The organism is Colwellia sp. KS18-150 (assembly GCF_057551365.1).
This window is the reverse complement of record NZ_BAAJMC010000002.1, coordinates 429,242-450,043: the sequence shown is the minus strand read 5'-3', so window position 1 is coordinate 450,043 and position 20,802 is coordinate 429,242. Positions and strand designations below refer to the sequence as shown.

At 38.4% G+C, this 20,802-nt stretch carries 14 protein-coding genes; 3 read left to right on the top strand and 11 right to left on the bottom strand.

Features of this window, described 5'->3' with window-relative positions; genetic code table 11:
• Positions 1–88: 88 nt before the first annotated feature.
• The gene (locus AC27IF_RS05175) at positions 89–835 is read right to left on the bottom strand and encodes an SDR family NAD(P)-dependent oxidoreductase (RefSeq protein ID WP_487052671.1); all 747 of its coding nucleotides are present in this window, start codon (positions 833–835) and stop codon (positions 89–91) included.
• Positions 836–955: 120 nt separating this feature from the next.
• Positions 956–3,859, bottom strand: a complete 2,904-nt coding sequence (locus AC27IF_RS05170) for a TonB-dependent receptor (RefSeq protein ID WP_487052670.1) — start codon at positions 3,857–3,859, stop codon at positions 956–958.
• A 497-nt stretch (positions 3,860–4,356) separates the two neighbouring features.
• Between AC27IF_RS05170 and AC27IF_RS05165 the strand changes: the two genes are divergently transcribed.
• Positions 4,357–6,075 carry a phytoene desaturase family protein gene (locus tag AC27IF_RS05165; RefSeq protein ID WP_487052669.1) on the top strand — a complete coding sequence of 573 codons (1,719 nt, stop codon included), beginning with the start codon at positions 4,357–4,359 and terminating at the stop codon, positions 6,073–6,075.
• Positions 6,076–6,089: 14 nt separating this feature from the next.
• Here AC27IF_RS05165 and AC27IF_RS05160 read toward each other — a convergent pair whose 3' ends face one another.
• From AC27IF_RS05160 to AC27IF_RS05130, 7 genes are all read right to left on the bottom strand, one after another.
• Positions 6,090–6,989: a mechanosensitive ion channel family protein gene (locus AC27IF_RS05160; protein ID WP_487052668.1), complete on the bottom strand. Its 900-nt coding sequence runs from the start codon at positions 6,987–6,989 to the stop codon at positions 6,090–6,092.
• A 129-nt stretch (positions 6,990–7,118) separates the two neighbouring features.
• Positions 7,119–8,396, bottom strand: a complete 1,278-nt coding sequence (locus AC27IF_RS05155) for a M56 family metallopeptidase (protein WP_487052667.1) — start codon at positions 8,394–8,396, stop codon at positions 7,119–7,121.
• A complete protein-coding gene (locus AC27IF_RS05150; protein WP_487052666.1) occupies positions 8,389–8,763 on the bottom strand; it encodes a BlaI/MecI/CopY family transcriptional regulator in 375 nt (124 codons plus the stop codon). Before AC27IF_RS05150 ends, AC27IF_RS05155 begins: the two co-directional genes overlap by 8 nt.
• A gap of 200 nt (positions 8,764–8,963) precedes the next feature.
• Positions 8,964–9,875, bottom strand: a complete 912-nt coding sequence (locus AC27IF_RS05145; protein ID WP_487052665.1) for an aldo/keto reductase — start codon at positions 9,873–9,875, stop codon at positions 8,964–8,966.
• A gap of 19 nt (positions 9,876–9,894) precedes the next feature.
• Positions 9,895–11,403 carry a tryptophan halogenase family protein gene (locus AC27IF_RS05140; RefSeq protein WP_487052664.1) on the bottom strand — a complete coding sequence of 503 codons (1,509 nt, stop codon included), beginning with the start codon at positions 11,401–11,403 and terminating at the stop codon, positions 9,895–9,897.
• Between the two features lie 8 nt (positions 11,404–11,411).
• Entirely contained in the window at positions 11,412–12,980 is a 1,569-nt protein-coding gene (locus AC27IF_RS05135; protein WP_487052663.1) for a tryptophan halogenase family protein, read from the bottom strand.
• A 129-nt stretch (positions 12,981–13,109) separates the two neighbouring features.
• A complete protein-coding gene (locus AC27IF_RS05130) occupies positions 13,110–16,082 on the bottom strand; it encodes a TonB-dependent receptor (protein WP_487052662.1) in 2,973 nt (990 codons plus the stop codon).
• A gap of 437 nt (positions 16,083–16,519) precedes the next feature.
• Between AC27IF_RS05130 and AC27IF_RS05125 the strand changes: the two genes are divergently transcribed.
• Both AC27IF_RS05125 and AC27IF_RS05120 read left to right on the top strand, forming a co-directional pair.
• Positions 16,520–19,204 carry a hypothetical protein gene (locus tag AC27IF_RS05125; protein WP_487052661.1) on the top strand — a complete coding sequence of 895 codons (2,685 nt, stop codon included), beginning with the start codon at positions 16,520–16,522 and terminating at the stop codon, positions 19,202–19,204.
• A gap of 194 nt (positions 19,205–19,398) precedes the next feature.
• Entirely contained in the window at positions 19,399–20,151 is a 753-nt protein-coding gene (locus AC27IF_RS05120; RefSeq protein WP_487052660.1) for a hypothetical protein, read from the top strand.
• Positions 20,152–20,243: 92 nt separating this feature from the next.
• Here AC27IF_RS05120 and AC27IF_RS05115 read toward each other — a convergent pair whose 3' ends face one another.
• Together AC27IF_RS05115 and AC27IF_RS05110 are read right to left on the bottom strand one after the other, a co-directional pair.
• Positions 20,244–20,396, bottom strand: a complete 153-nt coding sequence (locus tag AC27IF_RS05115; RefSeq protein WP_487052659.1) for a DUF5989 family protein — start codon at positions 20,394–20,396, stop codon at positions 20,244–20,246.
• Entirely contained in the window at positions 20,396–20,800 is a 405-nt protein-coding gene (locus AC27IF_RS05110; RefSeq protein WP_487052658.1) for an SxtJ family membrane protein, read from the bottom strand. The genes AC27IF_RS05115 and AC27IF_RS05110 overlap by 1 nt, the downstream gene beginning before the upstream one ends.
• Positions 20,801–20,802 lie beyond the last annotated feature (2 nt).

The following is a 20,802-nucleotide window of genomic DNA, read 5'->3' as shown; positions in this document are numbered from 1 at the left end:
ATAATCCTTAAATGACTTCATTTAGGAAACATTCTACTAACCTTATGTTTAATCTTTAGAACTTAAAAACATGGCTATTAATAACTTACTAAGAAAAGAGTAAGCCGCCATTTATATCTATGCAGTTACCTGTCATATAAGAAGAATTTTCACTAGTAAGAAATGAAACTAGCTTAGCCACTTCTTCAGCATCCCCTTCACGTTTTAATGCGGTTGCACCGGCAACATTTTTACGGACATTATCTTGGGTAAACTTATCGTGATAGCCAGTATCAATTATGCCGGGGCAAACACAATTAACTCTGATGTTTGGACCAAGCTCTTTTGCTAAACCACGAGTAAATGTCATTACTGCACCTTTAGATGTAGCATAAGCTGCAGCTCCTGGGCCACCGCCATCTCTACCAGCTTGAGAAGCGAAAGTAACAATGGTACTGCCTGATTTCATATAAGGGATACAAGCTCTGCACATCATAAACAGTGATTTTAGGTTAACATCCATAACACTGTCCCAGTGCTCTGTGGACATTTCAGAAATTTTTACACGCTTTATTAAGCCACCTGAAACATGTACCAATGAATCAATTTGACCAAATGACTCTATGGTTGTTTTGATTACGGTATCAACATCACTTTGTTTGGTAAGATCAGCCTGAACAGCGATAGCTTTTGAGCCGAGGCTTTCAATCTCTTTAACGGCTGATAGGGCACTTTCATTGCTTGCGTGATAGGTTAAAACAACATTAGCACCTGCTTTAGCTGCATCAATTGCACAAGCTTTGCCTATATCTCTACCGCCACCAGAAATAATAACTACCTTTGCGTTCATAGACATTGTTTTCTCCTAAAAAAGCCATTTCACTATTGGTGTTTACCACTAATAGTGAAATGAATTATGGTTAAAATGTTGATAAAAAGAGCCTATTATTTATAGACTCTTTTTATTTATCAAGCATTAAAACTTAGCGCGAACACCAACAGTGTATCGACGATCTGCTTCAGTATAGCTCCAAGCGCTACCGTATTCGTTTGTGAATACTGAGTGCTCACCTGTTAAGTTAGTGGCATTAGCAACAACAGTGAAGTTCTCATTAATATCCCAGCTTGCTGACATATCTAATTGACCACGTGAATCACGGTAGTTATCAGAGAAGTTAAGAACACGTTTTTCATTTTCTGTTGATAGGTAATCAGAACGATAGTTATACGCTAAACGTACAGCAAAGCTCTCATATTCCCAAAAACCTTGTAAGTTATACGTGTGCTCTGAAATCTCTAGTAATGGTCTAACATTTTCGCCTTCAACGGTTGGTTGTTCACTATCTGCATACGTATAGTTAGCACTTAAACCTAAACCAGAAAATGCACCAGGTAAGAAGTCAAAGTGTTGTTGGTAACCAATTTCGAAACCTTGCACTTTACCAGATTCACCATTGGTGTCTTTAGTAGTATCAATACCGGTTAAACCTGAATCACGTAAACCTTCTACGTATGCCATACCAGCGGCATCATCAGAATTAGTGTGGAATTCCATATTCGGGTTATCTACACCAGCGCTATCAAGTGTACAAACAGCGTACCACTCAGTAACGTTTTGACCAGAAGTAGATGAATCAGCCACACAAGTATTTTCACTGCTTAAGAAAGATTCAACATCTTTGTAGAATAAGGCGAAAGATACCATGTTACCTTCACCAAAGTAGTGCTCAACTGATAAGTCAAATTGAGTTGCACGGTATGGGTCAAGATCAATAGAACCTTGTGTTGCTTTAGTGATGTCATTGTTAACATCAAACGCAGGGCTTAATTCACTAAAATCAGCACGACGCATTACTTTAGCCGCAGCAAAGCGTACTAATGTATCGTCATTAAGTGTATAAGTTACGTTTAAGCTTGGTAAAAAGTCATTGTAATCATTTTTACCAGTTACTTTGGCATCATCAAGAATTACAGAAGACTCAAGATCTGTTTGAATATAACGACCACCAACAATAGCAGTGATATCATCAAAATCTAAGTAAGCTGATAAGTAAATGGCAGCCGTATCTTCAGAAATTTCACGGAACGCACCGTTTTGAAATTCTTGATTATCACGAAGGCTTCCTGTGATAGCCATATCTGTTCCAGCTAATAATGATTGTAATTGGCTGTAAACATTAGCAGGGTTATCTAAACCGTGATAAATTTGAGATGTTAATAAGTCGTTTTGACCAGATAGGCCAATTTGATCAAAAGAGTTTGCATAAGTATTTGTAGAGAAGCTTCCTGGGAATGCAGCGTTATAGTCATTAATCCATATTGTAGCTAATTCACCATCATTATCACCACCGACATGATGTGCATTCTTATAAATATCTTTAACTTCTTCTTTATAAGATTCAAAGCTGTAATCACGTTGAGTAACACGAATACCTGCTTTTAGTTGAGATAGCCATTCTAAACCTAATGGCTCATCCATTGCGATATCGAAACGTGCAGCCGTTTCATCATTAGATGTTTCGTCAAGTTCACTTTTAAAAGTACGTAATGCTAATACGTCTGGGTTAGTGTAAGCATCTGATTGAGAGTGAATAATACTAGGTAATTTATCACCACTTTGTGAGAAAACACCATCATAGTTGTAGTTAGTAAGCGAATCTTCTGTACCATCGAATTCACTTCTCATGATTGGGCGTAAAGTAAATTCAGAATCAGGTTGCGTGCTCTCTGAAGATGCGATAGATACTTCACCTGAAATCATAATGGTATCAGTTAGACTCCATTCAGCACCAAGGGCATGAGAGAAAGAGTCAGTTTCACGGAAGTCACTGTATGTTTTAGGAATAGCGAACTCATTTGTTAAGGTGTAATTATTTATTTGACCTGTGCTATCAGCAGTGGTTGATGAATCTGTAACCAAAGAGCCACCAACACCAATAATAGAAGTACCTGCTTGTTTACCTGTGCGTTGAGTACCATTTAAATCAAGATATACCATGCCATCACCAGACTCAGGCGCCCATTGTAGTGATAGGTTTAAAGCGGTACGTTCACGGTTTTCTACATATTGTTCAACTGTATGTTGATCTCTTACAATAAATTCACCGTTGTCAGGGTTACCTGTTTCACCATCGATATCAATATCGTTGAATAAAGTACGTTCAATAAACTGATCTTGGCGAATTTCACGATCTTGGTAAGCAAGCATAACAATAGCACCAAATGAACCGGCGCTGCCTAGATCCCAGTTATCACCAATTGAACCACTAAAGATAGGTGCCCAGTTTTCTGTTTTATCAGCATATTCAAAATCTAATGACATAGCGCCAGTTAATTCATCTAGCTCTAATGGACGAACAGTCTTCATGCTTACAGTACCACCTAAGGCACCTTCAATCATATCGGCAGTAGGTGATTTAACAACTTCAACTGTTTTTAAGAAACTTGATGGGAAATCATCTAGACTAATACCGTCACGTGAATCACCTACAGTTGAGCGACCATTTAATTCAACGCGGTTTTGAGGTAAACCACGGATAGACACGCTTTCACCAATACCAAAATCTGAGTTGATTGATACACCAGTAATACGTTGCAATGCTTCAGCGATGTTGTTATCTGGTAATTTACCAATGTCTTCTGCAACGATAGCATCAACAATACGACCATCTGTACGCTTAACAAGAGCTGCGGCTTTCATACTGCCTAACATACCCGTTACTTCAATGACTTCAATATCATCTTTCTTTTCTACTGGAGCTGCTTCTTCAGCAAAAGCCGTCGCAGACATCATAGATACTAAAGCGGTTGTGCAAATCGTTCTTTTTAAAGACACTTTACTGTAATTATTTAGTGCTTCACTAATTTTATTCAGTTTCATTTTGTTCTCCCAAACGTGTTTCTTTATCTTTCTTATAGTAATGAAAAATATATTTAGTTATATATCGTCCTGCATAGAAACTAACCAATAAAATAGTAGTTGTCAACCACTTGTTATTACCAAAATCGTTTTGAATTCATTGTTTATCTATTTAATTGGTGATGTGGCTTGTTTTGGTTTATGAAATATCTTCGCTATAAGCCCTATTTTAAAAGACTTGAGCTAATGTTTGGTTTCCCTTGTTTTATATCTTGCTTCTACTATTTAAATATAGATCATTAATTGATCTTTTATGAATATTGAATGTGATAAACATTCATTTAGCTTGAATCGAGTTGGACTTTTTATTCGTGTTAGTTAGATGTATTACAGTTATTGGTTAACCAATTATTCGTGGTTTACTCTATTCATATAGTGCACTATCGATTAGTTTGTGGTCAGTTAGTAACCATGCTAGTTTCTTAAGACACTAATAAATAGGTTTTCACAAAATAATTATGATAGAAACAAGTGAAAAAACTGAAACATCGCCAGATGAAAAAATTACCCCAGAAACTAAAAAGGAAAACAACACTAAAAAGGTAAGGGTGCGTACTGGCAGACGATTTAGAAAAGAAGATTTAGCTAAGGATTACGATGTTATCGTCGTGGGCTCTGGCATAGGAGGGCTAGCAAATGCTGCTCTGCTATCACTCTTAGGAAAAAAAGTTTGCGTACTGGAACAGCATTATACTGCCGGTGGATTTACTCATGCGTATTGGCGAAAAGGCTACGAATGGGATGTCGGTGTGCATTATATTGGTGAAGTACATAAAGAGCATTCAACACTGCGTCGTATTTTCGATGTCATCAGTGAAGGGCGGTTACAATGGGCTGAAATGGATCCTGTGTACGATCGCATTGTGCTTGGAAATGAAGAGTTTGATTTTGTTGCTGGTCGTGAAAATTTCATTAAAAGTTTGATCGGTCATTTTCCCGATGAAGAACAAACCATTCGTGAGTATGTTGCTCTGGTAAGATTGATGAGCCGAAAAACACCACTGTTTTTTGCCGGTAAAGTACTGCCAGCTTGGTTAGCTAAACTTTATAATAAAATTCGTCCTTTGCTTGTCCCAAAAGCCTTTTTTCAAACCACTCGTGATGTACTTGAATCATTAACGGACAATCAAAAATTGATCTCTGTGTTGACTGGGCAATGGGGAGATTATGGTCAAGTACCCAAAGATTCCTCATTCTTAATGCATGCCTTAATTGTTAAGCATTACCTTGCTGGTGCGGCTTACCCTGTGGGTGGTGCGGCTGCTATTGCTAGGACAATCATTCCAACTATTCAAAAATCTGGCGGTGAAGTGTTTACCTTTGCCGAGGTTGATGAAGTCTTGATTGAAAAGAATAAAGCTTATGGCGTACGTCTAATGGACGGTAGTGAAATTAAAGCAGATAAAATTGTCAGTAATGTTGGCTTTATGAATACGGTAAAACGCTTGTTACCACTTGCTAGTCGTCAAAAGCATAACGTTGAGCGATGGACTACAGAGGTAGAGTATTCAAGTAGCACTATTTGCTTATATGCTGGCTTTAAAGGCAATACAGAAAAGCTAAAATTAAAAAGCACTAATTTATGGCTATACCCAAATGGCGATCATGAAGGAAATTTAGCAAAATTTTCTCAAGGGAGTATTCAAGATATAGATGCAGAATTACCACTAGTCTATATTTCTTTCCCATCGAGTAAAGATCCTTTGTGGGAGTCTAGGTTTCCTGATAAGTCTACCGTTGAAATTGTGTCAGTAACACATATGGAGTGGTTCGAGCAATGGCAAGGTACTACTTGGAATGAGCGTGGTGATGATTACTTAGCTTATAAAGAGCAGCTGTCACAAAAGCTATTAGCTAAACTGTTTAAACGAGAGCCACAATTACGTGACGCGCTCGATTTTTATGAATTATCAACTCCTTTGTCAACGCAGTTTTATCAACTAAATACCCAAGGGGAAATTTACGGTCTTGATCATTATGTTGATAGATTTAATAAATCTTTTCTGCACACAGAAACACCGGTCAAAAATTTATATATGACTGGTGCAGATGTTATTACCGCAGGCGTAGGCGGTGCATTGATGGCTGGTGTAATGACATCAATGCGTATGATGGGCCTAAGAAAGTCTTCACAGATCACTGCTTTATTTAAGGACTATAAGCAAAATAACAGTTAATTTTAGTGATCTTATTATGATTGAGTGACTTGGTGTATGTGTACATCGCGTTGTGGGAAAGGTATATGGATTTTAGCTTCATCGAGTGCAGTATATATTGCAGCATAAGCTTTATATTTTGACTCATAAAGATTGATAGTTGGCGTCCATAAACGAATACCTAAAGTAATAGCACTATCTGAAAACTCATCAATACCAACGAGTAGTTTTCCTTTTTCACCGATGATATCAAGGGATGACATTGTCTTCTCTAAGATTTTTACCACCTCTAATGGATTATGGTCATAGGAAATACCTACAGATAACTCAAGTAATGAGTCATGCTGTGAATTATGTAATATCTCGCCAACTATATGCTTATTAGGGATAGTAATAATCACATCATCTTCATTTTTTAATAAGGTGTAAGCCAGTAAAACTTCTTCTACCACGCCTGTGACACCATGAACGGTAATAGTATCGCCCACGACGAAAGGTCTAATAAGAATGATGTTAAACCCGGCGGCATAGTTGGCAAGTAATCCTTGTAAGGCCAAACCTGCACCAAGAGAAATTGCACCAATAGCGGCAATAAATGGCGTAACGCTGATACCTAATTTACCAAGCGCAACAATGGTTATCATCACCACCACCAGCATCTTAGTGGTGTTTGATAAAAATTGGCTTAAGGTAATATCAAGCTTGTGTCGTAAACATAACTTTAAAACCCAGTTAGATACTTTACCGGCAAATATATAGCCAATAATGAAAATAATTAGAGCGCCAACTAGTTGAAAACTATAATTAGTAAAAAACTCAATGATTACATTGTATATGTTGGCAACTTGGTCAATTTCTTCTTGTAATAAATTTGCAGGGTTAAGCGTGGTGCTAGTACTTTTTTCAGCACTGTTAGCAAGTTGAGTGGTGAACACAAACATTCCTTAATCGTTAAGATAAATTATTATTAATAAACTAGCCGTTGGTATATATGTAGAGACAAACGGCTTGGTTTATTGGCTAACTTAACGATTAACTTTGCTAGTTTCAACAATAAATTGACTTTACTGCGTGACTTTAATTCTCTCCATCAGTGGCTCAGGTTGTGTACTCGAGTCATCCATTAAATAGTCTAATTGCACTAGTAAGTTCTTAGTTACTTTACCTGTCGCTTGATAGCGCCATTGCTTTAAAGCGGTTAATGCGGTTTTATCAAACACATAAGCAGGTTTACCATTGACCACTTCTGCATTGCTAACACTACCATCTGATTCGACATCAAACTTTAATACTACAGAGCCCTCGATGTTTTGTTGAGCGGCTTTTATAGGATACTTAGGTTCAACTCTATAGACAGGGTGAACATCAATGCGTGCTTGCTCAATGACCTTATCTTTATTGACATGATTACCTGCATAACTAACGCCTGCAAGTAATGCGGTGGAAATCAGTGCTACTAAGCTAAATTTGGTATTAGCGAATAATTTACTTGTCACTGACATGGCTTTAATTTGTTTAATTCGATTAAGCATAAAGTGTTTATCTCCATTGTGTTTAAAACTCATTAAGGTAAAGGCATTAGGCGGTGAGGTTTCAGCCGCTAACACTAATGCTTTACAGTATTGGATCCTCGATTCAGTCTGTTTGCGCGCCAGAACAGTTTCATCACAGGAGTGCTCTTGATCTTGGCGAAATGCAGCATAAGCTCGCCAAGCTAATGGGTGAAACCAAAATAGCGCTAAGAGCAATAGCGCTACTTGATTCGCCCACATATGGTGGTGAGAATAATGGCAAACTTCATGAGCAATGATCAGCTCTTGCTGCTCAGGGCTATAAAGCTCAGTAAAATCCTCAGGAATAACTAAGATGGTATGGAATAAACCTAATAAAATAGGGCTATGAATATGGTGGCTTTGTTTAACAGGCAAAGTCTTAGGAATGCTAGTTTTCAATGAGCTTGCTAGCTTATCATTTTCAATTGCTCGCAATTTTAGTGACTTTTTAAAATTGACATGAATAGCAAACCAGTAGAGCAACATACTGATAAATCCGACAATCCATAAGGTTTTTAAAGTTACAACCACAAGGTTATTTTCATTTAAATGTTGCTTAAACTCTTCACTAGGTTGAACAAGGTAGCTTTGTATACTGTCATTACTCAGCTCACTAACATGATGCCATGGTAGTTCGATATTGTAGAGTAGCAATGCCAAGGGCAATAACAACCATAAGCCATAACAAGTATTCGCGTCAGCTTTCATGCGCAAAGGGTGACGAATTAATAACAGTAATATGAGTAACAATGTTAATGGCAGCAGTGAAGAGGCGAGTAAGTTAATCATTATTTTCTTCCCACTGTGAAATTAATGATTTTAATGCTTCAATGTCTTCTTTATTTAAATCATTTTGCTTAGCAAATCCTGCCACTAACGGGGCAACTTTACCGCTAAACATTCGCTCAATTAAACTCTTACTCTCTTTTAATGTATAAGCTTCACGCTCTAGTAATGGTGAGTAAATATAATGACGTTGCTGTTTCTCAAAGCTAATTGCTTCTTTCTTAACTAGGCGGTTCAATAAAGTCTTTACGGTTTTATCATGCCAAGCTTTATGTTCATTTAAGCGAGCAATAATATCGGTGGCACTAGCAGGGTATTGTTGCCAAAGTGCTTCTAATACTTCAAATTCGGCGTTACTAATTTCAGTCATGTGGAACCTAGACCCATTGATTACAGATGTAATTTATAACTATAGATTACACTTGTAATTCATAAAGTCAAGGGAGTGTTATGTTTTATTCTAGAGTGATTGTCAGAGGAGTTGTTAAATCAAGGTATGGCATCAGGGGAGTTTAGACATGTACTGCAGGGGAGGACTTAGCAGTACATGTTAACGTAGGTTAGGGGGAATTAAGCCACTTCATGACCATTTCTCGCTTCTAGCAAGCGATACCAATCTTCGTGACTGTAATCTAGAGCTAGTGATTTCTTCGCGGCAACAATACGCTCTGGCGTGGTTGAGCCAATAATTGGACTAATATTAGCAGGGTGCTTTAATAACCAAGCCAAAATCAACTGCCAAGTTTGACAGTCATACTTGGCAGCTTGTTGGTTTATTTCGCTGTCGATACGTGCTTCATCTGTCGGTGAAAAAGTATTGCCCCAGGCAGGATAAACAACGCCACCAAGTGGGCACCAAGCAATAGGAGTAATACCCAATTGCTGACATTGATCTAAGGTGCCGTCAGTGAAGCTGTTGATGTTGTGAATATTAATTTCAATTTGGTTAACCAACAGTGGCTCATCTAATACGGATTGTAATAAGTTGAGTTGTGACGGGCTAAAGTTACTGACGCCAAAATGTTTTACCTTACCACTGGCTTTTAAATTCATTAATGTTTCAGCCACTTGCTTAGCATCAAATAAATAGTCAGGGCGATGTAATAAAAACATATCTAAATAATCGGTATTTAATCGCTTTAATGATGTTTCTACTTGGGTTGTTAAATAGCTATCAGAGAAGTCATAACATTTAGGGTCGCCAACTGTTGGCGTGTCACCCACTCGGATACCTGCTTTTGAGGTCAGAATAATGTCATTACGCAATGACGGTGACTCTGCTAAAATTTCACCAAAAAGGCTTTCACATTCACCACCGCCATAAATATCAGCATGGTCAAAATGGTTATAACCTGCATCTAGTGCGGCTTGAATGGCGAGCTTGCCTTTGGCTCTATCTTGAGGGGTATTATCGCCGGCAATGCGCATGCAGCCGTAAATTAAACGAGAAGATTTTTGCTCTGCTAGGGTAATATGTTTCATAAAGTAATTCTTATATTTACTAGGTTAAAAAGGGACAATATTTTTTCAAGTAGGCTTCATGACTAGGAAGCGATTTCACTGTATTAGTCATGTTGTCATAGAAAGAGTTCATTGTTCTGGGTAAATCAATTTTTTGCTTATAAGCCATAATTGGCGCAACGGTTTTAGGTAAAATATTTTGCCCGGTTAATACCGCTAACCAGTTATCTTGTTTAAAGAGATCTTTACCGTTGATATCTAAATGACCATGGGTTGAAAACAAGTCTATTTGGTTTTGCAGTGTTTCTGGAATGTCCATATGTTGGCAGTAACGCCAAAACTCACTGTCATCACGTTTGGTCGCTTTATAATGTAAAATGATAAAGTCGCGAATATGTTCATATTCTTCCATGGTTTGCTGATTATACAGCTTAGTATTAATTTCATCACACTGCTTGTTGGGAAATAAATACACTAAACGCATAATTGCCCGCTGAATTAAATGTAAGCTGGTAGATTCTAATGGCTCTAAAAACCCTGAAGATAAGCCTATAGCGACACAGTTTTTATGCCAGAATTTTTCACGGCAACCGACCTGAAAGTTAATCACTTTAGGCTCAGTCAATACTTCACCTTCTACACTGCTCATTAGTTCATCCATCGCATCTTGCTCACTGATAAATTCACTACAGTGTACTGTGCCATTGCCCATTCGAGTTTGTAATGGAATACGCCATTGCCAGCCAGATTGTTTGGCAATAGAGCGAGTATAAGGATTAATGGCTTTGATGTGACTCGTTTGCATTGCAATAGCACGATTACATAATAAGTTTTCTGACCAATCGATAAATTTAACATCCAAGGTTTTATTAATCAGTAAGGCGCTAGCGCCACTACAATCAATGAAAAAATCACCGTTAATCTTCTGACCACTTGCTAAAGTTACCGAGGTGATAAAACCAATTTGCTGATGGCTATCAACGTTAGTAATTTTACCTTCTTGGCGTTTTACCCCTAGCTTTTGAGCATAAGATGTTAAATATTTTGCGTATAAGCCGGCATCAAAATGGTAAGCATAATCAAAGCCGGAAAACAGTGATTTTGGATCTTTGGCAGGCAGAGAAAACTTGTCATGCTTGGCTAAGTGCCATGCGCTGGCATAATCCTGCAAGGGTTTATCATTACCCGCTGCTCTATGTTTATTCCAGAAATAGGAAAAAGGAATATAGTCAAAATCCACCGCAAACTTGCCAAAAGGGTGAAAGTATTGATGATTTTGCTCTGGCCAATTTTCAAAGCTAATACCTAATTTTATTGAACCGTTACATTGCTTTAAAAAATCATTTTCATCAATTCCTAACATACGATTAAAGGTTTTGATGGGCGGTATAGTTGCTTCGCCAACACCCACGGTGCCAATACTATCAGACTCAATTAAAGTAATATTTACCTTGGACTCAAGCTGCTTTGCTAGCATAGCTGCAGTCATCCAACCGGCTGAGCCACCGCCGACAATAACGATGTTATTTATTTGTTCTGATACTGACATGGCTAACCTTATTTATTCGCTATTTTGTTGGTGGAATTATTACAGAGATTATTGAGGAACACTTTATGATCTTTAAAGTTGCTAGCACTGCGAGCAATAAACTGATCTATATGGGCTAAATCATATTTATTTGCTTGTTGGTTAAAAGACAGTTGTTGGTTAATTTCTGGAAAAACCCCATAGCCTGCTAAAATGGCATGCCAAGACACTGGCGGATAAAAGCTGACAATTTTAGCTTGAGTAATGACCTTATGTAAATCTTCACCCTTTAACCAGGCCTGAACCATTTTTTTCAAATTATTAGAAATGTTTGGGTTTTCACTATTTTGTTGCCAATAAGGCGTATCATCTCGATCACTTAAGCGATAATGAGCAACAATATAATCGCGTATGCCATCAAAGCGGGCATTCATTTGTTGATTAAAACTCGTTTGTTGTAATGCTAGTTCGCTATTACTGCCAGCATTGGCTGACATGTACACTGCGTCATAAGCGCTGATAAAGCCTTCAATACTTTCTTGAACAAAGTGTAGGGCAGTTGCCTCTAATGGCTCTATAAAACCTTGTGATAAGCCGATGGCGACACAATTACGATGCCAATGTTTTTCAACGCGGCCCACTTTCATGCGTAAATGATTCGCTTTAATATTATCATCCGTTAAGCCAAGTTTAGCTCTTAATTCAGCTTCTGCTTGCTCGGGGGTGCAAAAGTCTGAACTATAAACGTAGCCATTACCGGTGCGGTTTGTGAGTGGTATATCCCATGCCCAACCACATTTCATCGCAGTGGCAATAGTTTGAGAATTTAACTTCTCACCTTCACTATGCGGTGTAGCAATAGTGACCGCACTATCGTTAAATAAATTTTCTTTAAAACTAATAAAAGGTACTTGTAAGGATTTTTGTAAAAGCAGACTAGCAAATCCGGTACAATCTACGAATAAATCAGCACTGATGTGTTCGTTATTATCGAGTGTTAATTGTTCAATATCACCATCATTGGTTAACGATACCTCAGTTACCTTGGCACAGATATGATTTATGCCTTTAGCTCTGGCTACTTTACCTAAATACTTACCCAATAATATCGAATCAAAGTGATAGCCATAGCTAATATCAAAGGGGAAGTTATCATTACCAATAGGTGCTTTTTGCTGTTTTGCCAGCGTTGCGGCTAAAAAGAAACGATCTACATGGCTGTCAATATCATAACCTTGACGTCTAAACTGACTATTATGCACAAAAGCTGGCGCAGTATGGGCATCAATAATTGAGGTGAAAGGGTGGAAGTAACTAGTAAACCCTTGACGATGCGTCCAATTGTTAAATAATATGCCATTTTTATAGGTGGCATTACATTCGGGCATCCATTCATGCTCTTGGAGACCTATTTTATCGAAAAAGCTTTTTAATTGTGGCGTCGAGCCTTCACCAACACCGATAACGCCAATGTCGGGTGACTCGATTAAGGTAATGGATAACTCATGGTTAGCCAGTTGAGATTGCCAAGTTTGAGCCATTAAATTAGCTGTCATCCAGCCAGCGGTACCGCCGCCAAGAATGATAATTTTTTTCATAACAAGCTATCCAACTATTGAAATATACCTAAAAATGCATAGGTATCAGTAAAAATAAAAAGAGCAACATCAACTATAGTCATTGAATGTTGCTCTTAAATTTATACCTGAGTAAATAGGCAGTTTAATTTACATCTTGTAGTTAACACCGAAGTAAATTGTACGGCCAAAGTACTGAATTGTACCTGTACGTGTGGTATCACCAAAGTATGAAAGGTTTGGTTCATCAGTGATGTTATCCGCAGAAATTACACCTTGTAGGTTTTCTGTGAAGTTATACGACATTTGCGCTGAAATAATCGTTTCTTCTTGGAAGTATGCCGACTGATCACTACCGATGGCTATTTGTCTACTTAAGTAAGCAGAGCGGTAACGGCCATTAATACGTGCAGAGAATTTATCATCCCAATCGTAGAATAATGTCGCACTCAATACACGAGGTGACAAACCTTCAATTGGACTAGGCGCACCCTCTTCACCAGGCACCTGCGATTCAACTTCAATCTCACTTTCTGTGTAAGAGAAGTTAACGTTTGCGCCTAAACCTGAGAAATAACCTGGTAAGAAGCTAAACGTTTGCGTATAACCAATTTCAACACCGCGCATGTAACCGGCATCAGCATTGTTTTCTGCATGTGTATAGGTACCATTCACATACTCAATAAGCTCACCTGTTACCGGATCGTATAGCTTATTTTCAGGTGTTGGTGGAACTTCTATGCCTGCAGCAGCATAATCAAAGTCTTTATCTTCGCCGTCACCAACCATGTTTTCAATGTCTTTATACCAAAGAGCCACAACGAATGCACCGTCAGTCTCTGTGAAATAATGTTCAAATGATAAATCGTATTGATTAGCATAGAAAGGACGTAAGAAAGGACTTGTTGAACTGTCTAAGTTAATTTGATGACGACCTTCGTCTTTATCTTCAACCCAATCAAAGTTACCACTGTTTGCCATTGTCGGCATTTCAGGACGTGACATTACTTTTGCGTAAGCAAAACGTATTTGGTCATCATCTGTAACTTGGAAGTTTAAGTTTAATGAAGGTAAGATATCATTATAGGTATCACCTACTTTTTTACGTTCCCAGTCGTAGCTAGCCACGCCTAGGTCATCATATACAGCTTCACCGTTACCAGCACCAACACTTACTAAACCAGTACTGTTTTGCTCAGAGCGTACATAGCGAACACCGACATTACCCGTAAGTGGAACACCAAATAATTCAGTATCCAAGTTTACTTGTAAATAGGCAGCTAATACGTCTTCTTCAACTAAGTTACCTTGAGTCATAGTCCAACTATGATCCCATGTACGTACTGGAGTACGATCTACACCGGGTATCCAAGCATTTAAAATAGCATCGTTATCGATAGCTAAAAAGTCTGGCATACCTGACAGCTCACCACCTACAGAAGAAGCTGTTGCATCGCCTGAACTTAATTGGTGTGGAGCAAAGTTTTGGGTAATAATCGTTTCGCCAGCATCGTTTGTACCAAACGTTAGGTAAGCACCATTTCGCATATTGAAATCAGTGGTACCATATAAAAAGCGGCCACGACTTAGTTCATAATCACGTTGTGAAGCACGAACACCAGCTTCTACTGAGCTAAATATGTCGCTTTCTAATTGATAAGCAAAATCAACACGAATTGCATCAGAAGTGTTTGACTCAATATGTGGGTATGACTCAGCACTAGTCACCATCATATGGTCAGTATCTGTAAAGTCTTGGTTGAAGTTAATATAAGGCTGGTTCAAACCATTAAGTTGATAATCAAGTACGATATTGTCATCAATGATTGGGAACTCAGCGCTAGAGTCTTCAAAGTAAGCTAAACGTAACACTTGGTCTTTATAAGTTTCATCACCTTCAGAGTGAGAAAGATCAACGGTCATGGTTAAATCATCGCTAATATCCCATTCACCTTTTAAACCAAACGCTGACGATTTACTGTCTGTAGTATTATCATCGGCTTGTGTTTGTACATTAAGGTCGCGAGATGCGCCAGGTAAAGGTGGAGCAAGCGCAGTACCTGTTGGATCTCTGTAGATGGTACCACCGACTAAAGAGCCGTTAGACATTAGTGGGTTGTCTAACAATAAAGTAGAGCCCGCAGTTGCGATATTATTGATGCCTGAAACACGGATACCACGGTCAATTTTTTTAGAATCGAACTTAGAGTGAAAAGCATCAAATTGGAAACGAAGGTCATCTCTTGGTTCGTAGTTTAATGCCAAAGTAAATGCATTACGCTCATCTTCACCAACACGATTATTTAATTCGAAACCTGAAGAAACTAAAACTTCTTCTGTTGGCGCGCCATCATAAGTGGCTGATAGGTCTTCTGGGTCGAATTGGTAGTTCACAAAACGACTCGACGCAGTAGGTTGAAACATGTTTGCCCAACCGATAGAGAAACCTAAAGTTTCATCAAGGAATTTACCTTGGTATGCTAAAGTTAAGCGACGACCAAAAGTGTCAGACTCATCGCTATCAGCAGCTAATTTATTGTAGTTGCCATGTAATGATGCACGAACAGCATGATCTTCGTCATTGTCTAAAGCATTAGCTGTTTCTAAGTTAATCGTTGCGGCAACACCACCTTCGATTAATGAAGCTTTCTGTGATTTATAAACTTGCGCGCCAGTGATTAATTCAGATGGGAAAATATCAAATTGAATTGAACGGCCACCAGCCGTAGATACCATTTCACGACCATTTAAGGTAGAAAAAACGTAACCACCAGATAAACCACGTACGTTTAATTCACTTGATTGACCATCAATACGTACCGAGGTAACACCTGGTAAACGCGTTAATGAGTCAGCAATTGATACATCGGGTAGACCACCGATATCATCTGCAGAGATAGCGTCAACAACGGTATCTGAAAAACGTTTGGTGTTGAGTGATTTTATTACACTCCCTCTAAAACCTGTAACTTCGATAACTTCTACATCATCGGTTGCTTGTTCTTGTTGTGCTTCGGTTTCAGTTGCTGCTTCAGCGGCTAATGCATAACTAGGTATAGCTGCAAGTTGCAAGCCTCCTAACATTAGTGCGATAGAGAGTGCACTGGGCTTAAATGTTTTCATGTGTATTCCTTAAGGCAAGTTGTATTTATGCTTAATATTTATGCTCTGTGCCTTATTTTAATTATCGGCATCATGGCAATTAATTGTTACCTTGGTTTTTTCTCGGAATATAGCGATATACACTATTATTTTAGTAATTTTTTTATATTTTCAGCCTCTCGAGTGTAAAAACAACCTAATCAAAAAACAAGCAATTGTTCTATGCATACGTATGCAGCTTCATATCTCGCTATGCATACGTATTCATAGCCTTTCAAGGGAATGAGGTTATATACAAGGCAAGTGACTTTGTGTAGGTTTAAGGCGTTACTAATAAAAATTTATATCGGAATAAAGTAATCAAAAAAGTTATGTTCTACTTATTCAGCAAAGTATGGCATAACAAGAAAATATATACACATAAACTAAAACCATATAGTTAATGGAGTTATAAACTCATGAAATACAAATTCAAGCCGCTCATGCTTGGTAGTGCTATAGCCGTTAGTGCAGCCTTAAGTGGTTGTGGTAGCGATCAAGCCCAGCCAGAAATAACTGACGTTTTTAAAGAAGTAGGTCTTTGGTGTAAAAGCCCTGAGATAGTACAAATTGCTAGTGCCGATTCATATCCTTTATCAGCTGAAGAACAAGCTAGTCTTGATGCAGGTAAAGCAGAGGCCAAAGCTGCCGATTTAGCAGCAGCTGATCCAGACGGTAATTGGACCGAAGAAGAAATCGCTGCATGGGAAGTTGAATGGGAAGCTAATTTTGAATACGGTGACTTAGACTTATATGAGTTACTAGGCTTAACGTTAGAAGAGCAAGAGCGTCAAGCAGCTGCTAAAGAAGAAGCCCGAGCTTTTCAAATAGAGCAAGGTCAAGATGTTATCCGTGGTGATGATTTTGATGCTTGGTTTGATGCCTGGTTTGCTGATATTCCTCCAGCAAGTTATTTAGGCCCGTCACAACGTATTGAACGTTCAGTAAACGCCACTACGCCTGAAATGGACGGTGAAGAAATTTGTTATGCTCCGCCTTTATCTTGTCCTAATTATAAAGCTATCGATGAGTCAGGAACTTATGACTGTATTATTCCTGAGGTAAATCCAATTGCTGCTCCTCCTGCTGAATATATTGCCGGTGCTGGTGAAGCAGTTGCTTATTATCGTCATGAAGATCATGTTGAAGGTGCTGATAACAGCGCACTTTATGAAACCGTAGTTGTTCATACTTGGAACAATGATGATTGTACCGCTTATGCTGATAACAGCATCTCACCACAGTGGGGATTAAGTGGCGCAGATCAAGCAGGCATCGATGATAACTATGGTGTTTATTGGGTATTAGACCTAGTTGATGAGCCTAGCAATTGTGCCAATATTATTATTAATGACACAGCAGCAGATAAAAAGATCTCTGAATCTGATTTATTAATGCCTATTGGTCCATCAGGTGAAGTCGTAGAGCATAATATTGATAAAAACTCTTATGCCGATGATAACTTCCCAGCTAACTCTTTAGATGGCTTGTTATATCTTAACCAACATCCATTTTTTGGTGCTGAAGCTTCTTCAGGTATTAAATCTTGTGGTTGGAGCTTAGAGTCAGATGAGTCAGGTGAACAATGTATCGGTCAAGCGTTAACTTGTCCTGATGGTTCAGTTGCTGTTGGTGTTGGTGCGGTGGATGTTGCCTCTAAATGTGTAACCGTATTTGATCCAGAGACTACTGATTTACTACTTCGTGGTGGCTTTAATGGTTGGGGTGATGCAGAAGATCCAAACTTTGATGCTTCACAGTTAGCTTATACGGGCGAAGGTCAGTATCGTGTTAACTTCCCATACACAACAGAGTGTGAAGTTGTTGAGCCAGTAGAAGCGGTTGAAGCAACTGAAGATACACCTGCCGTTGAAGCGGTTGAAGGTGAAGATTGCGTTAGTTCGTATGACTTTAAAGTCGCTGATATTGATTGGTCTGAGCCATCAACTTTCGGTAGCATCAAAGGCGGCGATCAATCTGCGGTAGGTTCAACTATCCAGATGACAGTGGGTGAAGGTGTTGGTCAAAACATGAAAGTTGATATGGAAAAAGATAAAACCTATCAATTTTTAGTAAACGCTGCAGATCCAGCAGCTGTTATGTTAACTATCAATGAAGTACCAGTAGATACTTTCCCAACAATTACTGTTGGTGAAGATACTGTTGCACTTACATATAAAGCCAGTGGTCAATATGTTTCTGAACAAGCTTTAGTCACAGGGACTACTTACTCAGTAAGTGTTGCTGACTTTGGCACGGCTATGGGAGCACCTGCTGATAACGTATTAATGGGTGATACTGCCGTAACTTTAGTTGCTGATGGCCCTGCGTTTAGTTTTACACCAGAAAGAGAAGGTAACCATATCTTTGTATTAGATCTTTCTGATTTAGTTGCACCAACTTTTAAAGTTGAAACACCAAAACCATTTGGCGCAGAAGCATTGTTTATTCGCGGTACAGTAACAGGTTGGGGTGACCCAGCGCCAGATGCTGATGAAATGGTATGGAACCCTGAAGATCGTACTTATAGTGTAATTTACGGTTTAGAAGCTGGTGATCATAACTTTAAGTTTGCAAGTAAAGCATGGGGCGGAGCGCTTGATATTGGTGGTGATTTCTTCACTTTCTCTGAAGATGGCGAAACGTTAACAGGCGACGGTAATATCTTAGTTCAGCCTGCAAAAGCGACTTCTTATAAGTTCTCTATTTCATATGCAACTGCTGACCCAGTATTGAAAGTTGAAGAAGCACCACTTTACTTACGTGGTGGCGTTACAGGAACAGGTTGGGATGCTGCTGACGGCAACCAATTAGTATTTGCACCAGAAGATGAGGGTAACCCATCTGAAGCATCACACGTTTATTCTCTTGAAGTTGAATATGCAGGTGGTAGCTCTGAGTTTAAAGTAGCAGATACAGGTTGGGGCGGAACTTTTGGTTACAACTACGGTGTTGAAGTTGAAGGCACTGCTGTAACACTTGGTGAAGCTATGCCATTAGTTAATAATGGTAACAACATTGGTATTGATGTTCCTGCTGGTACTTATATCTTCGCCTTTGAAGATGGCGTTACTAAAACAATGACAGTTACTGCTAAAGAGTAGTTATAACCATTAACGGTTAGTTAAATCATTAAAGCCTTGTTACAGTAACAAGGCTTTTTTTAACATCGTTTTAGGGGAGGTTTATCTACTGACGATAAAACCATGAATAGTTAAACGGCTATTATTAAATATAGCTTCATGGTTAAAATGATGTGAAAATTCATCGACTGATAATAATAAAATTAAGGATTAACATGCAGTTATTCAAAGTTATAGGCATTCTTGTGGTAGGTATGTTCATCGGTTATTTTCTGACACTGTTATTCAGTGATAACCAAAGTACCTCAGAACAAATAAATCATCCTATTGAAATAAAAACTGATGATGAAAAGCATACTGAGTTATCGCTCGACAAAACGGTGCAATCGTCAGAAGTAGTATCATTGCCTTGTCATCAGCAAGATAGTCAGGTTTCGAATAACGACACGAATACTGCCAGTGAAGAAAGATTAGTAATCAAAACAGATGCAAAACTCAAGCAGAAATACACACGGCTAGAACAAGAACTTCGAGAATATAAACAACAGGTTAAATCCTTGAAAAGACAAGTCGGAGAATTAGATGAAAGTAATGTTACCGATGAAGAGTTGTTAGCCTTTGTACCGAAAAATTATGAAGGTTTAGTTGTTCATTCTAAAGGGAAAACACGTGATGAAATATTTGATTTTCATCATCAACCAGAGGACCTCAATGAGGGATTTGATCTGAGCCAAGAAATACTTTCTTTTATCGTAAGTCATCCCTATAGTTATGGTGTTGAGGTGAATTCAGTCATTTGTAAAAAGTCTAATTGTGAGCTTTTAATTAATGAAAAAGAGCGCCCAAGTTGGGATCGTATTTATCATGAAATGAACAAGCAAACATGGTGGGAATTCACTTCAATGATTTCCTCATCGACTACAGATGAAAACGGTAATATTTTTATTTATTATTTTATGTCCAAGTAGCCGACAAGGTAATAAGGCCCTACTATTGTCCCTGACAAAATGCCTTTTCAGTAATAGACTAATTCATCCTAGTATGAATACCAAAATATGCCCTAAAATAACGTATAAATAAAGGTGGCTAGCGCCGATTGCTGCGAAGCCACAACTAAACCGCCGAGTAGACTTAAAATAACAATAATAGGTAACAGCCACATTTTTTTTCTTACCCGTAAAAATGCCCAAAGGTCAGTAATAAATTCAATCATTAAAAAGGGTTCTCCAAATTGTCTTTTGTAATACTATCGCTGCGTTTTATGTAATTTGAGCAAGTGTTATTGGTTTTCTTAAATTGTAAGTTATTGAATAGCCTTAACACCAAGCCAATAGGGAACATAAGTAAGTAAAAAGTAACGCCTAGTATTATTCGCGTGTTGATAAAGCCAATAATACCGCCGATAAACATCCAAGACTTGTACGGTATTAGTAATAATTTGGGTGCTAATAGCGCTAAACTAGCAAAAACAGCAGTTATCCATAATGTCCACCACTGTATGCCTTTCCCGAAAATCCATGGGGCGATAATCCCGATAAATAAAGGAAAAGCCCAAGCCATTAATAAACCAAAACTTTTCAGAACATCAGTGGTAATTTCTGGTTTTTGTATCGTCATGA

Excerpts from the sequence above, each read along its gene's own strand:
- AC27IF_RS05135 (WP_487052663.1), bottom strand. The coding sequence starts at position 12,980 with ATGAAAAAAATTATCATTCTTGGCGGCGGTACCGCTGGCTGGATGACA.
- AC27IF_RS05140 (WP_487052664.1), bottom strand. The coding sequence starts at position 11,403 with ATGTCAGTATCAGAACAAATAAATAACATCGTTATTGTCGGCGGTGGC.
- AC27IF_RS05115 (WP_487052659.1), bottom strand. The coding sequence starts at position 20,396 with ATGATTGAATTTATTACTGACCTTTGGGCATTTTTACGGGTAAGAAAA.
- AC27IF_RS05120 (WP_487052660.1), top strand. The coding sequence starts at position 19,399 with ATGCAGTTATTCAAAGTTATAGGCATTCTTGTGGTAGGTATGTTCATC.
- AC27IF_RS05125 (WP_487052661.1), top strand. The coding sequence starts at position 16,520 with ATGAAATACAAATTCAAGCCGCTCATGCTTGGTAGTGCTATAGCCGTT.
- AC27IF_RS05130 (WP_487052662.1), bottom strand. The coding sequence starts at position 16,082 with ATGAAAACATTTAAGCCCAGTGCACTCTCTATCGCACTAATGTTAGGA.
- AC27IF_RS05170 (WP_487052670.1), bottom strand. The coding sequence starts at position 3,859 with ATGAAACTGAATAAAATTAGTGAAGCACTAAATAATTACAGTAAAGTG.
- AC27IF_RS05175 (WP_487052671.1), bottom strand. The coding sequence starts at position 835 with ATGTCTATGAACGCAAAGGTAGTTATTATTTCTGGTGGCGGTAGAGAT.
- AC27IF_RS05110 (WP_487052658.1), bottom strand. The coding sequence starts at position 20,800 with ATGACGATACAAAAACCAGAAATTACCACTGATGTTCTGAAAAGTTTT.
- AC27IF_RS05155 (WP_487052667.1), bottom strand. The coding sequence starts at position 8,396 with ATGATTAACTTACTCGCCTCTTCACTGCTGCCATTAACATTGTTACTC.
- AC27IF_RS05145 (WP_487052665.1), bottom strand. The coding sequence starts at position 9,875 with ATGAAACATATTACCCTAGCAGAGCAAAAATCTTCTCGTTTAATTTAC.
- AC27IF_RS05150 (WP_487052666.1), bottom strand. The coding sequence starts at position 8,763 with ATGACTGAAATTAGTAACGCCGAATTTGAAGTATTAGAAGCACTTTGG.
- AC27IF_RS05165 (WP_487052669.1), top strand. The coding sequence starts at position 4,357 with ATGATAGAAACAAGTGAAAAAACTGAAACATCGCCAGATGAAAAAATT.